The organism is Streptomyces sp. NRRL F-5755 (assembly GCF_001279365.1).
GTDB classification, from domain to species: domain Bacteria; phylum Actinomycetota; class Actinomycetes; order Streptomycetales; family Streptomycetaceae; genus Streptomyces; species Streptomyces rimosus.
In genome coordinates, this window is sequence record NZ_LGCW01000270.1 from 46,051 (window position 1) to 58,541 (window position 12,491).

Sequence of the window (12,491 nt, forward strand, 5' to 3'; positions counted from 1 at the left end):
ACGTTCGCTATGGGCTGCTCACGGGAAGGCGAGGAATTCTCGCACCGGCCAGACAGAAGGCAGGTCCGCTTTCCGTCCTCGGGGAATGAGGCGGCCCCGGCGGAGGGAGAGGAGGGCACCGGGGCCGCCCCGTGCCGACCAGTCAGTCAGCTCGGTGTTGCGGCCACCCCGAAGGCATGTATCAGCCGCTTCTCGATCGTTCCACGAAGCTGTTACACGCCTCGGGACAAGCCGGACGGCTGCTGCTTCGCCCGGCAGGACCGGCCCGGAACCAGCGGGTACGCGAGACCAGGACGCCGAGCCCCAGTGCCACCAGGTGGCCGGCATCGGCCAGTTCCTGATTGATCGTCCACGCGACGGCCAGGGTCACGGCCAGGGCCGGCAGACCGTAGCGCCGGGCGCGCTCGCCGCCCAGGGCCAGCAGGCACGCGACGGTGGCCACCAGGCCGTAGCTGATGCCGACGTCCTGCATACGGGCCAGGGCGCCCGGCACGTGCGCGAGCCGCATCAGCCACACGACGCCCTGCGTGAGCAAGGTCGCCGCCACATGCCCGAAGAGGAAGACGCCCAGGCCGCGCGCGCTGCCCCAGCGCCACTCGGCGCGTCCGAGCGCCGCGGCCACCGCAGCGATACCGAGCAGCACGGGAACTCCGTCGACCACCAGGCCACTGGTCAGCAGCGTCCACCACTCACCGCCTTCGAGGTGGTGCACATTGCTGCTGTTGTGACGGATGAAGCGCTTCTGCTCGCGGAGCGGCTGGGCGGCCAGCCAGGCGGCGGTGACGGCGAGCACCATGACGTACAGCGTCGTCGCCGGCAGCCTCAATACCGGGACCCACGGCCGAATCCTCACCGCGCTCTCGTCCTCCCGCTCCTTGCCCTCCCACAATTGCCCATCGGCAGTTGGCACAGCCATGTTAGAGGACATTTATGAGTGCGCCTTTACCGTCGCCGCACGAGAGTGTGACAGGGCCGCGCAGCCAAAGTGACGCATGCCACGCAACCATCCCGCCGTCTCCCGCCATCTACCCGGCCAGACATCATCCGCCTCTCTCCCGCGTGGACCCGACCGCCCGAAAGAAAGCACCGCATGGAGCTCACCAGCAAAAAGTTGCTGCTCCTGGCCGTACTGTCCGCGGCAGCACTTTTCGTCCTCACCGTCTGGCTGTGGCCGCGCCTGTCCAAGCGCTCCTGGCGCTCGGTCCTCGGCCGCGTCGGCCTCTTGCTCGCAACCCAGCTGGCGGTCTTCCTCGTGATCGGCCTCTGCGTGAACCAGTCGATCGGTGCCTATGCGACGTGGTCGGATCTGCTCGGGGAAAACCAAAAACCCGGCACGGTGACCTATTACAAGACCGGCCCGAACGGCACCGAGCTGAAAGCACTCGGCACCGGATAGGAGGGCGCATCCGCGAAAGCCCCGACAGGTCATGACGACGCCGGACGCGCCGAGGCCGGTGACCCGCCACTCCGGGAACATGGCGGACCACCGGCACCCGGTCAGCCGGCCACCGGAGTGACGTAACCGCTGATCTTCTGGGCGCTGTCGGCCCAGCTGCCGACCTTGTGGGAAGTCCAGGTGCGGGTGCTCACGCTGCCGGGGTGCCCTGGTTGCCGCCCACCACGGTGATCTTCGAACCGGAGAGACGTGGCCGAGCGATTCACCGCCCGGAACGGTCCGGGATGCTCACGGACGGCGTCCCGGACCGTCCGGGACGCCGTCCGGCCAGTTCAGGGGCCTTCCGGGTGAGACTGTGACCGGCTCAGCGCCGCGGTCGGCAGGTCATTCGCCCACCACCGTGGTGGTCACCTCGACAGGAACCGACAACGAGTTGGCGATGTAGCACGCGCGGTGAGCCTGTTCAGCCACTTCCTGGACCGTGGCCGTGTCGGTTCCGGCGGCCACCTTGACGGTGACCGCCAGGTTGATCGTTCCAAGGCGGGCGGGGGCGGCCGTCAGGTCGAGATGGCTCGTCGCTTCGTCGTCGTACGACAGCACATCGATGCCGGCGCGGGCGGCGGCACCGAGAAACGACAGCATCTGGCACGACGAGGCGGCCATGACGACGAGCTGTTCGGGGTTGAGCCGCTCGGCATTGCCCCGGAACGCCGGGTCCGCGCTCAGTGCCACCTCCGCGTCCGCGGGTGGTGCGGTGGCGACGTGGTCACGGGAGTAGGAGCGGATGCCGGCAGCGGTGGAACCGTCCCAGCGCAGGCGGGTGGCATAGGTGTGCGGACTCATGGCTGGACGGTAGGCGCCGGTTCTTTCGGGGGACGCCGAAACGTCGGCGTGCTGCCGGCGGTGGCCGCGCAGCGGCCGCGCCCGGCTTCCGGCTGCCGAGGTCCGCCACCGCGCATCCGGACGACGCTGCCGACCCCGCACCCCCACCTCATGCCGGCAGGAATACGGGGCCGCTTCTCGCAATGAGGGGCCAAGGGCCCCAGTTCCTCAGGGCCTTGTCAGCGAACCTGCACCTTCACCACACCCGAACCCCGCATCCGCACGGGGTGGTTGTCGCTCGGGCTGTTCAACGCGTACAGGACGGCACGGAATTCCAGGGCGCCGCGCTGCGTGCCCTTCGCCTTGGCCGTGACCTGCGCGTCCGATCCTCCCCACTCGACCGTGGCGCCACAGGCCAGCTGGTGCCATGCCTTGCCGGCGCCGCGGCCCTCCAGGCAGATCCGCATGTAGGACGCCGCGTCGTCGTTCCCCTGCGCGGTGACCGAGAAGGTCTTGCCGACCGCCGCCGTGCCCGGCGCCGTGACGTCCACACTGCCCTTGGCGTGTGCGGGCACGGCGGCCAGCGCCGCCGAGGCCAGCCCCAGCGCGCCGGTCACGGCCACGCGGCGGCCGCTCAGCCTCTTCGTCCCGGTCTTCATTGCCAACCGTCCAGATGAGCGGATCACCCCGCGGGTTGCGCCAGTTGGGCGCTTTTACAGTTTCAAGGCGGTTCAGGGGGGCCTGGGGCACGCGGGTGAAGCATGAGGCAATGGAGGGAGTTTGGGTGGATGTGACATGGCTCGATCCGAATGGCGGAGTGATGAGGAATGAGCCGATGCGTGATGGTGGCGTGACACGACCGTAGTGGGCTGGCAATGTGACGTGACGAGCTCGCAGAGCCGCCGGCCGGCAGGCGTGCACCAGACCCATCGACCGCGAGAGGGTGTGGAACGTGGCAGAGCACACCGCTTCACCCGGATCCTTCTACCGGCGTATCGACGCCGTGGTGCGGGCCAAGGGCAACGACCCCATCACCTGGGTCCTCAAGGACAACTCCTACGTGCGCTACGGCATGAAGGAGAACCACGGCTTCGACGGGTACCCGAAGCTCATCGAGGGCAACTGGCCCGGCCTGGTCGACTCCTTCGGGCGCAGCATCGACGCCGCGCTCAACCGCCGGGACCAGCCGCAGGTCGTGTATCTCTTCAAGGACAGCCAGTACGTCCGCTACGACCTGGACTCCGACAAGGTGGAGCCGGGCTACCCGCTCAGCATCGCGGAGGCGTGGAAGGGGCTGCCGCCGGACTTCCAGCTCGGCATCGACGCGGCGGTCAACCACCAGAGCGACCCGAACGTCAGCTGGTTCTTCAAGGACGACCTGTACATCCGCTACGACGTACCCAACGACAAGCTCCTCGGCGGGCCGACGCCCATTCTGCGCGGCTGGCGCGGGCTGCCGGAGACCTTCCAGCGGGGGATCGACGCGGCCGTCAACTCGGTGCTCGACACGGACAAGGTGTACCTGTTCAAGGACGACCAGTACGTCCGGTACGACCTGGTCAGCGACCGGACCGACAGTGGCTACCCGCTGCCGATCGAGGGGAACTGGAACTTCTTCAGGTGATCCGCGCGGCATGACGCGCAGACGCCACGACGCCCCGTCCGAACGGCTTCGGGCGGGGCGTCACCGCGGTGACCGGCAGCTCAGGCAGGCCACCACCCCACCCGGGCCGCCGAACCTTCACCTCACAACACCCGCACCCCCCGCACATCGAGCCGCTGGCTCTCGTCGTCCAGGCAGGCGCCCGTGCGCAGGTCGAAGCGTTGCTTGTACATGGGTGAGGTGACGACGGGGGTTCCGTCGACCGCGCCGTAGATGCCGCGGGAGATGACGTCCGCCTTGGAGACGGGGTCGGTGTCGGAGACGGCGAAGAGTTCGCCGTCCGGGGAGCGGAAGAGGGCGATCGGGTCCGGTTCGTCGCCCACGCGGACCGGTATGCCGCGGCCGGGTTCGAGTTCGTCCAGGAGGCAGACGGACCGCCAGTCGCCCTCGTGCGTACGGACCTGGACGTGGCCGGGGGCGGCCGGGCCGTCGGGGGCGGGGAAGGCACTGGTGAAGCGGCGGAGTTTGGCCGGGTCTTCCAGGACGGCCCGCCATTCGTCGCGGTAGGCGTCGACGTGGCGCTGCATCTGGGATTCCAGTTCTTCGGCCAGGCCGAGGGAATCGTGCAGGACGACGTCCCGTATGTGGTCGATTCCGCCGTCGATGCGCTCCAGCCAGGTCGCGGTGCGTTCCAGGCGTTCCGCGGTGCGGATGTAGAACATGAGGAAGCGGTCGATGGTGCGGATCAGTTCCGTGTCGCTCAGGTCCTGGGCGAGCAGGTCGGCGTGGCGCGGTTTGGTGCCGCCGTTGCCGCCCACGTACAGGTTCCAGCCCTTCGCGGTGGCGATGACACCGACGTCCTTGCTCTGGGCCTCGGCGCATTCGCGGATGCAGCCGGAAGCCGCCAGCTTGAGTTTGTGCGGGGACCGCAGTCCGCGGTAGCGCAGTTCCAGTTCCACGGCCATGCCGACGGAGTCGCGCTGTCCGAAGCGGCACCAGCGCGATCCGGCGCAGGATTTCGCGGTCCGCAGGGATTTGCCGTACGCGTGGCCCGATTCGAGGCCGGCGTCGACCAGCCTGCGCCAGATGTCCGGCAGCTGGTCCACGGTGGCGCCGAACAGGTCGATGCGCTGGCCGCCGGTGAGTTTGGTGTAGAGGCCGAATTCGCGGGCGATTTCGCCGAGCACGATGAGGTGCTCCGGGCTGATCTCCCCGGCGGGCAGGCGGGGCACCACGGAGTAGGTGCCGTCCTTCTGGAGGTTGGCGAGGAAGAGGTCGTTGGTGTCCTGGAGGGCGGCCTGTTCGCCGTCGAGGATGTGGTGCAGGCCGAGTTCGGGGCCGAGGGTGGCCAGGAGCGAGGCGACGGTCGGGCGGCAGACCGCGCAGCCGTGCGGCGGCTTGCCGTCCGGGCCGGGTACGCCGTACTCCTTCGCCAGGCGCGTGAAGCTGTCGATGCCGGTCACGCGGATGATCTCGTACAGCTCGCGGCGGGTCTGCGTGAAGTCCGGGCACAGTCCGCCCGGTCCCGTCTCGATCCCCTCGGCCGCCAGCTGCGCTTCCATGATGGAGGTGACAGCGCCGACGCAGCCGCCGCACTGGGTGCCGGCGCCGGTGCACTTCTTCACGGCGGCCAGGTCGTGCGCACCGCCGCGTACCGCGTCGCGCAGGGCCTTCTTCGTCACGCCGTTGCAGGAGCAGATCACCGCGTCGTCGGGCAGCACCGCCGTGGTGTCCACCGGGCCCGATCCGTCGGCGGGCAGCAGGAAGGAGGCGGCCGGGCCGGGCAGTTGGGCCCCCACGAGGGGGCGCAGGGTGCCGTACGCGTCCGCGTCACCGACCAGGATGCCGCCCATCAGCTTGCCGTCCGGGCCGAGCACCAGCTTCTTGTAGACGCCGGAGCCGGAGTCGGCCCACAGCACCGAGCCGCCGGCGTCCGGGGCGAAGGGGTCGCCGAAGGAGGCGACGTCGGCGCCCAGCAGTTTGAGCTTGGTGGAGGTGTCGGCGCCGGTGAAGCCGTTCTCCGTGCCGGTGAGGGTGTCCGCCAGGACTTCCGCCATCCGGTAGCCGGGGGCGACGAGGCCGTAGACGTTGCCGTCGGCGGCGCGGGCGCACTCGCCGAGCGCGTAGATCTGCGGTACGGAGGTGCGGCACTGGGCGTCGATCACGATGCCGCCGCGGTCGGCGACGTCGAGGCCGGCGGTCCTGGCGAGTTCGTCGCGGGGCCGTACGCCCACGGAGAAGACGATCAGGTCGGCCTGGACGCTGCCGCCGTCCGACAGCGACAGGCCGCGCACGCGGCCGTCGGCGCCGGTCCACACCTCGGTGATCGCCGCGTCCGTGTGCACATGGACGCCCATCGCCTCGATGGTGCGGGCCAGGACGTCGGAGCCGCCCCGGTCCACCTGGCCGGGCATCAGCCGGGGCGCGGCCTCGACCACGCTGGTCTCCAGGCCGAGCGAGCGCAGGGCACCGACCGCCTCCAGGCCCAGCAGCCCGCCGCCGACGACGGCCGCGGTGCGGGCGCCGCGCGCCGCTTCCTGGATGGCCCGGACGTCCTCGACCGTGCGGTAGACGAAACAGCCGGGCGCGTCCCGGCCGGGGACCGGCGGGACGAAGGCGTAGGAGCCGGTGGCCAGCACCAGCGCGTCGTAGTGCCAGGCCGCGCCGCGGCGCGTGGTCACCGTGCGGGTGGCGGCGTCGATGGCGGTGGCGGGGTCGCCGAGGCGCAGGGTGATGTCGTGGCGTTCGAGGAAGTCGGGGCCGGCGAGGTTCAGTTCCTCCGGGGTGGTCCCGGTGAACAGCGAGGACAGGTGTACGCGGTCGTAGGCGCGCCGTTCCTCCTCGGCGAGGATCACCACGCGCCACCGCCGACCGTCCCCGGCAGCGTCCGGGCCGTCGGCTCCGCCGGGGCCGTCCGTTCTGCCCGGCCCGGCGAGCGCGTCCCGTACGGCCAGCTCCTCCAGCAGCCGCTGGCCGACCATGCCGTGGCCGACGAGAACGAGAGTGGGCCGGTCGGTGGATGACACCATGAGAGCACTCCTGCCAACTGCTGGGCGCCGGGACGCGTTTTCCGTATTCCCCCGCCTGCCGCCCGAAGCCCGCGCCTTCCCGGGCCGCAGCGACTTCAGGCTATGCCCGCTGTGCGCCGGTCCCCCGCGCCGAACGGCCTTTTGATCAGGGCCGGTCGTCCCTGTGGGTCCGGGACCGGCGGCGTCTTATCGCGGCGGGAACGCGCCATTACGGTGCCGGTATGGCGTCCTTTCCTCCGGTCCTGATCGCCGCTGCGCACGGCAGCCGCGAGGCCCGAGCGCAAAGGGAAACGGACCGGTTGCTGGCGGAGGTCCGAGCGCTGCGTCCCGCTCTCCGGGTGGAAAGCGCGTTCTTCGATATCCACGGGCCCACGGTCGCCGAAGCCGTTGCCGCCCTGAAGGGGACACCGGCGATTGTGGTGCCTTTGCTGCTGGGCGCGGGCTTTCATTTCACCGTGGACCTGCCCGCTCTGCTCGGGCCCGCCCGCGCCGCGAAACCGCTGGCTCCGCACCTGCTGCTGACCGAAGCGCTGACGTACCGTCTTGAGGAGGCCGAGGCGCGTGCCGGTTTTCCGGCGGACGCCGTGGTGCTGGCCGCCGCGGGCTCGCGCCGGCCCGGCGGCAATGAGGGCTGCTACGCCGTCGCACGGCAACTGAGCAGGGCGTTGCACGTCCGGCGAGGCGAACCTGTTCCGGTACGCCCGGCCCTGCTGTGTGCCGGTCGCGAGGAGGACCGGTCGCCGGCCCGTACGGCCCAGGACCTGCGTGCCGAGGGCCGTACCCGTATCGCGGTCGTCCCCTATCTGATGGCTCCGGGGCGCTTCTCCGACTATCTGGACGCGGAGGCCGAACGTACGGGGTGCATGTGCACCGCGCGCCCGCTCGGCGCCCAGGCCGCCATGGCCCGCCTCGTTCTCGCGCGCTTCGACGCGTGCGCCCGGCTCACCACGGCGGGGAATCCGGCAGATGCCGAAGTGGTCCGATGGGGCGTACCAGGCGTGTCGGACAAAGCCGGGTGTCGTTGACCCGGAAAAGCCCGATCCGGCCAGGCCGGCCGTTCCAGAAAAGGATGAACGATGCGTGTCTTCCGTCCAGTCGTCGTAGCTCTCGCGGGGCTCACCTTCGCCACGACTCTTCCCATGGGCGCAGCGTTCGCCGCGAAGGGGTCGTTCATCTGGCTGGGGCCGAAAGGCAAGTCGTATCTCGTCGAGAATCCGCCGAACGGCCGGTGTCTGACGATGGGGCAGCACGCGCAAGCTCCCCGCAACGCGACGAAGACGCCGGCCGTCCTTTTCCCGGGCAAGAAGTGCAAGGGGCATCCCATTCCGCTCGCCCCGGGCAAGCAGGCACCGCGCAGCACGTCCTTCTCCAGCGTGCGGTTCGGCTGACGGGCCTCCCCGTTCACACCGCCGTCAATCCGGCCCCTTCGAAGATCTCCCGTGCCGTCGCCAGCTCCGGCGCGGTGGGCGTCGGGGTGTCCCGCAGGGTGAAGTCCATGCCGAGGCGGTCCCACTTGGAGGCGCCGAGTTTGTGGAAGGGCAGTACGTCCACGCGGGTCACGTTGCCGAGCGAGGCGGCGAAGGATGCCACGCCCTCGATGTTGGCCGGGTCGTCGGTCAGCCCCGGGACGAGTACGAAGCGCACCCACACCTCTTTGTCCAGCCGGGCGAGCCGCCGCGCGAAGTCCAGGGTGGGGCGCAGGCGTTGGCCGGTGAGCCGCTTGTAGAGGCCGGGGTGCCAGGACTTGATGTCCAGCAGGACGAGGTCGGTGTCCCGCAGCAGCGCGTCGGTGGCGCGGGCGCCGAGGAAGCCGGAGGTGTCGAGGGCGGTGTGCAGGCCGAGTTCGTGCTTGAAGCGGTGGAGGAGTTCGCCCGCGAAGACCGGCTGGAGGAGCGGTTCGCCGCCGCTGAGGGTGGCGCCGCCGCCCGCGGCCCGGATGAACGCCTCGTATTTCGCCGCCTCGGCCACCATGGCGTCGGCCAGGACGCGCTTGCCGTCGCGCATCTTCCAGGTGTCGGGATTGTGGCAGTACAGGCAGGCCAGGGGGCAGCCGGCCAGGAAGGTCACGAAGCGGGTGCCGGGCCCGTCGACGCCGGTGGACAGATCCCAGGAGTGCACCGAACCGGCCACCGGGCGGTGCTGGACCGCTGCGGCCGGGGTGGCGGCCTCCTGGGCGGTCACCCCGGCGAGGGGCGGGGTGCGTACGGGGATCTCGGTCCCGAGCGTAACTGTCATGTCAGGCCCTCCTGAGGGGGTGTCGCCCGGGTGCGGGCGAGGAGAAGGACACGGCGCCGGTACCGGGGTGAGGGCCCGGCACCGGCGCCGTGGGCCGGGGTGCGGGGTCACAGGGCCCCGTGGAAGGTGCGGTTGATGACGTCGAGCTGCTGCTCACGTGTCAGCCGCACGAAGTTCACCGCGTACCCGGACACCCGGATCGTCAGCTGCGGGTACTTCTCGGGGTGCTCCATGGCGTCCTCCAGGGTCGCCCGGTCCAGCACGTTGACGTTCATGTGGAATCCGCCGCCGGCCATGTAGCCGTCCAGCACGCCCGCCAGGTTCGCGATTCGCTCCTGTTCTGTGCGGCCCAGCGCGTCCGGCGTGATGGTGTTGGTCAGCGAGATGCCGTCCTCGGCGTCGTCGTACGGCAGCTTGGCGACCGACAGCGCGGAGGCGATGTAGCCGTGCTCGTCGCGGCCGTTCATCGGGTTGGCGCCGGGCGCGAAGGGCTCGCCCGCCGGGCGGCCGTCCGGGGTGGCGCCGGTCTTCCTGCCGTAGACGACGTTGGAGGTGATGGTCAGCACGGACTGGGTGTGCACGGCGCCGCGGTAGGTGGGGTGCTTGCGCACCTTCTGCATGAAGGTGTGGACGATGTCCTTCGCGAACCGGTCCGCCCGGTCGTCGTTGTTGCCGTACGCCGGGTACGTGCCCTCGGTCTCGTAGCCCGTGACCAGCCCGGTCTCGTCGCGGACGGCCCGCACCCGGGCGTACTTGAGCGCCGACAGCGAGTCCGCCGCGACCGACAGCCCGGCGATGCCGCAGGCCATGGTGCGCAGCACGGTGCGGTCGTGCAGGGCCATCTCGATGCGTTCGTAGGCGTACTTGTCGTGCATGTAGTGGATGACGTTCAGGGCGTGGACGTACGTCTCGGCCAGCCACTCCAGCATCGCGTCGTAGCGCTCGGCGACGGTGGCGTAGTCCAGGTACTCGCCCTCGACCGGCTCGAAGCCCGCCACCACCGTCTTGCCGGTCATCTCGTCCCGGCCGCCGTTGATGGCGTACAGCAGGGCCTTGGCGACGTTGACGCGGGCGCCGAAGAACTGCATCTGCTTGCCGACCGCCATGGCCGACACGCAGCAGGCGATGGCCGTGTCGTCGCCGTACTTCGGGCGCATCAGCTCGTCGGACTCGAACTGGAGGGCCGAGGTGTCGATGGCGACCTTCGACGCGAACTCCTTGAAGCCGCCCGGCAGGCGCGGCGACCAGAAGACGGTCAGGTTGGGCTCGGGGGCCGGGCCCAGGTTGTAGAGCGTCTGCAGGGCGCGGAAGGTCGTACGGGAGACGAGCGGGCGGCCGTCCTCGCCGATCCCGGCCAGCGACCAGGTGACCCAGGTCGGGTCGCCCGAGTACAGCTCGTTGTACTCGGGGGTGCGCAGGAACCGCACGATGCGCAGCTTGATGACGAAGTCGTCGATCAGCTCCTGTGCCCGCCGCTCGTCCAGGACGCCGCGCTCGATGTCGCGCCGCAGATAGATGTCGAGGAAGGCGTCGATGCGGCCGATCGACATGGCCGCGCCGTTCTGCTCCTTCACGGCGGCCAGATAGCCGAAGTAGAGCCACTGCACGGCCTCGCGGCCGGTGGCGGCCGGCCGGGAGATGTCGTACCCGTACGAGGCGGCCATGGCCTTCAGCTCGTGCAGCGCCTTGATCTGCTCGGCGATCTCCTCGCGCTCGCGGATCACGTCCTCGGTGGGCCACTGCGCGTCGGCGTCGGCCTTGGCGGCCTGCTTGTCCTCGATGAGCCGGTCGACGCCGTACAGCGCGACGCGGCGGTAGTCGCCGATGATGCGGCCCCGGCCGTAGGCGTCGGGCAGGCCGGTGATGATGCCGGCGGAGCGGCAGGCACGGATCTCGGGCGTGTACGCGTCGAAGACGCCGTCGTTGTGGGTCTTGCGCAGCCGGGTGTAGATCTCCCTGACCGCCGGGTCCGGCTCGTACCCGTACGCGGCGAGGGCGCCCTCGACCATCCGCCAGCCGCCGTTGGGCATGATGGCGCGCTTGAGCGGGGCGTCGGTCTGCAGGCCGACGATCAGATCCCGCTCCTCGTCGATGTAGCCGGGCGCGAACGCGTCGATCCGCGACGGGGTGCTGACATCCACGTCGTGAATGCCCCGCACCCGCTCGTCGGGGAACATGCCGAGCAGCTTCTGCCACACCGCGGTCGTGCGCTCGGTGGGGCCCGTGAGGAAGGAGGCGTCGCCCTCGTAGGGGACGTGGTTGCGCTGGACGAAGTCGCGGACGTCGATGGTGTCGCGCCACGGACCGCCGTCGAAGCCCTCCCAGGCCGTGCCGTCGGTCGTCTTCTCCAGGGGTGTGGCGGTCATGGTGCACCTTCCGAATCGCTGTGCCTGCGCTCGCCTCCATTGCACTCCCGCGCACCGTCTTCCCACGTCGGCGATGGTCCCGACCCGAAGGCCGAAGGGCCCTCGGTGGGCGTCGGGCCGCGTGTCGCAAGGCCGTTGGTCCCCGGGCGCGGGACCTTGGGACCGTCCCCGCGGTGGCCGTGGAGGCCGGACAGTGGGGACCGGACGTACTTCCGTTCCCGCCTCAGGAGGCCCGTATGCCCGGCACCGTCACCGTCGGACTGGACGGAACCGACCACAGCCTCGCCGCCGCCGACTGGGCAGCGGCCGAGGCCACCCGCCGCGGAGCGCGCCTGCGGCTGGTCCACGCGTGGGTCTGGCGCCCCATGGAGGCACTGGTCGCGGCGGACGAGGAAGTGCAGCGCCGCTGGGCCACGGAAGTGCTGCGCCAGGCCGCCGCCCGGGTGGCGGAGGGCTTCCCCGAGCTGCCGGTCAGTACGGAGATCCTGGCGGACGAGCCGGTCGCGGCCCTGGTCGCCGCCTCTGCGGCGGCGGACTTGCTGGTGCTCGGTTCGCGCGGGCACAGCACGCTGGTCGGCTATCTGCTCGGCTCCGTGGGGTTGCAGGTGCTGCGGCAGACGGCCGGTCCCGTCGTCCTCGTACGCAGCCCGCGCCCCGACGACGCGGCGCGGCCGCGTGACGAGGTGGTGGTGGGCGTGCAGGACGTACGGGAAAGCGATCCGGTGCTGGGGTTCGCTTTCGCGGCGGCTGCGGCCCAGGGAGTGGGGCTGCGGGCGGTACGGGCGTGGAACATCCCGCCGGTCGTGGTGTGGGGCGGCGAGGCCATGCGGGCGGCCGACGACGCCGGTGGCCTGGAGCCGCTGGAGCGCAAGCGGCTGGCCGACGCCGTACGGCCGTGGCGGGAGCGCTTCCCGCAGGTGGAGGTCGTCGAGCACGTCGAAATGGGCGGTGCCGGGCAGGTCCTGCTGTCCGCCGGCGCGCGGGCCCGGCTGCTGGTCGTGGGGCGCCGCAGCCCGGGCCGGCACGACCTGAGGAAGATC

11 protein-coding genes are annotated in these 12,491 nt (G+C 70.7%); 5 read left to right on the forward strand and 6 right to left on the reverse strand.

What is annotated here, in order from left to right:
• Positions 1-181: 181 nt before the first annotated feature.
• Entirely contained in the window at positions 182-916 is a 735-nt protein-coding gene (locus ADK86_RS25105) for a rhomboid-like protein (RefSeq protein ID WP_234346017.1), read from the reverse strand.
• Between the two features lie 174 nt (positions 917-1,090).
• Here ADK86_RS25105 and ADK86_RS25110 point away from each other — a divergent pair, with 174 nt between their 5' ends.
• Positions 1,091-1,396, forward strand: coding sequence for a hypothetical protein (locus tag ADK86_RS25110; RefSeq protein WP_053698617.1), 306 nt, complete (start codon positions 1,091-1,093; stop codon positions 1,394-1,396).
• A gap of 384 nt (positions 1,397-1,780) precedes the next feature.
• Here ADK86_RS25110 and ADK86_RS25115 read toward each other — a convergent pair whose 3' ends face one another.
• A complete protein-coding gene (locus tag ADK86_RS25115) occupies positions 1,781-2,239 on the reverse strand; it encodes an OsmC family protein (protein WP_053698618.1) in 459 nt (152 codons plus the stop codon).
• A 218-nt stretch (positions 2,240-2,457) separates the two neighbouring features.
• Complete coding sequence (locus tag ADK86_RS25120) at positions 2,458-2,877, reverse strand: hypothetical protein (RefSeq protein WP_053698619.1); 420 nt, start codon at positions 2,875-2,877, stop codon at positions 2,458-2,460.
• Between the two features lie 293 nt (positions 2,878-3,170).
• On the opposite strand from ADK86_RS25120, the gene ADK86_RS25125 reads away from it, so the two are divergent.
• A complete protein-coding gene (locus tag ADK86_RS25125; RefSeq protein ID WP_053698620.1) occupies positions 3,171-3,842 on the forward strand; it encodes a hemopexin repeat-containing protein in 672 nt (223 codons plus the stop codon).
• 122 nt (positions 3,843-3,964) lie between these two features.
• Here the strand turns inward: ADK86_RS25125 and nirB are convergent, their stop codons facing one another.
• Entirely contained in the window at positions 3,965-6,850 is a 2,886-nt protein-coding gene (nirB, locus tag ADK86_RS25130) for a nitrite reductase large subunit NirB (RefSeq protein WP_053698621.1), read from the reverse strand.
• A 221-nt stretch (positions 6,851-7,071) separates the two neighbouring features.
• On the opposite strand from nirB, the gene ADK86_RS25135 reads away from it, so the two are divergent.
• Both ADK86_RS25135 and ADK86_RS25140 read left to right on the forward strand, forming a co-directional pair.
• Positions 7,072-7,875: a sirohydrochlorin chelatase gene (locus tag ADK86_RS25135; RefSeq protein WP_078952255.1), complete on the forward strand. Its 804-nt coding sequence runs from the start codon at positions 7,072-7,074 to the stop codon at positions 7,873-7,875.
• 114 nt (positions 7,876-7,989) lie between these two features.
• A complete protein-coding gene (locus ADK86_RS25140) occupies positions 7,990-8,238 on the forward strand; it encodes a hypothetical protein (protein ID WP_078952256.1) in 249 nt (82 codons plus the stop codon).
• A 13-nt stretch (positions 8,239-8,251) separates the two neighbouring features.
• On the opposite strand, the gene pflA is transcribed toward ADK86_RS25140, so the two are convergent.
• Positions 8,252-9,085 carry a pyruvate formate-lyase-activating protein gene (gene pflA / locus ADK86_RS25145; RefSeq protein WP_053698624.1) on the reverse strand — a complete coding sequence of 278 codons (834 nt, stop codon included), beginning with the start codon at positions 9,083-9,085 and terminating at the stop codon, positions 8,252-8,254.
• 107 nt (positions 9,086-9,192) lie between these two features.
• Positions 9,193-11,451 carry a formate C-acetyltransferase gene (gene pflB, locus ADK86_RS25150; protein WP_053698625.1) on the reverse strand — a complete coding sequence of 753 codons (2,259 nt, stop codon included), beginning with the start codon at positions 11,449-11,451 and terminating at the stop codon, positions 9,193-9,195.
• Between the two features lie 236 nt (positions 11,452-11,687).
• Between pflB and ADK86_RS25155 the strand changes: the two genes are divergently transcribed.
• The coding region (locus tag ADK86_RS25155) for a universal stress protein (protein WP_053698626.1) at positions 11,688-12,491 on the forward strand (804 nt) is incomplete at its 3' end.

Bases quoted from the DNA above. Each gene is read 5' to 3' on its own strand.
- ADK86_RS25105 (WP_234346017.1), bottom strand. From the start codon at position 916: ATGGCTGTGCCAACTGCCGATGGGCAATTGTGGGAGGGCAAGGAGCGG.
- ADK86_RS25110 (WP_053698617.1), top strand. From the start codon at position 1,091: ATGGAGCTCACCAGCAAAAAGTTGCTGCTCCTGGCCGTACTGTCCGCG.
- ADK86_RS25115 (WP_053698618.1), bottom strand. From the start codon at position 2,239: ATGAGTCCGCACACCTATGCCACCCGCCTGCGCTGGGACGGTTCCACC.
- ADK86_RS25120 (WP_053698619.1), bottom strand. From the start codon at position 2,877: ATGAAGACCGGGACGAAGAGGCTGAGCGGCCGCCGCGTGGCCGTGACC.
- nirB (WP_053698621.1), bottom strand. From the start codon at position 6,850: ATGGTGTCATCCACCGACCGGCCCACTCTCGTTCTCGTCGGCCACGGC.
- ADK86_RS25135 (WP_078952255.1), top strand. From the start codon at position 7,072: ATGGCGTCCTTTCCTCCGGTCCTGATCGCCGCTGCGCACGGCAGCCGC.
- ADK86_RS25140 (WP_078952256.1), top strand. From the start codon at position 7,990: ATGGGCGCAGCGTTCGCCGCGAAGGGGTCGTTCATCTGGCTGGGGCCG.
- pflA (WP_053698624.1), bottom strand. From the start codon at position 9,085: ATGACAGTTACGCTCGGGACCGAGATCCCCGTACGCACCCCGCCCCTC.
- pflB (WP_053698625.1), bottom strand. From the start codon at position 11,451: ATGACCGCCACACCCCTGGAGAAGACGACCGACGGCACGGCCTGGGAG.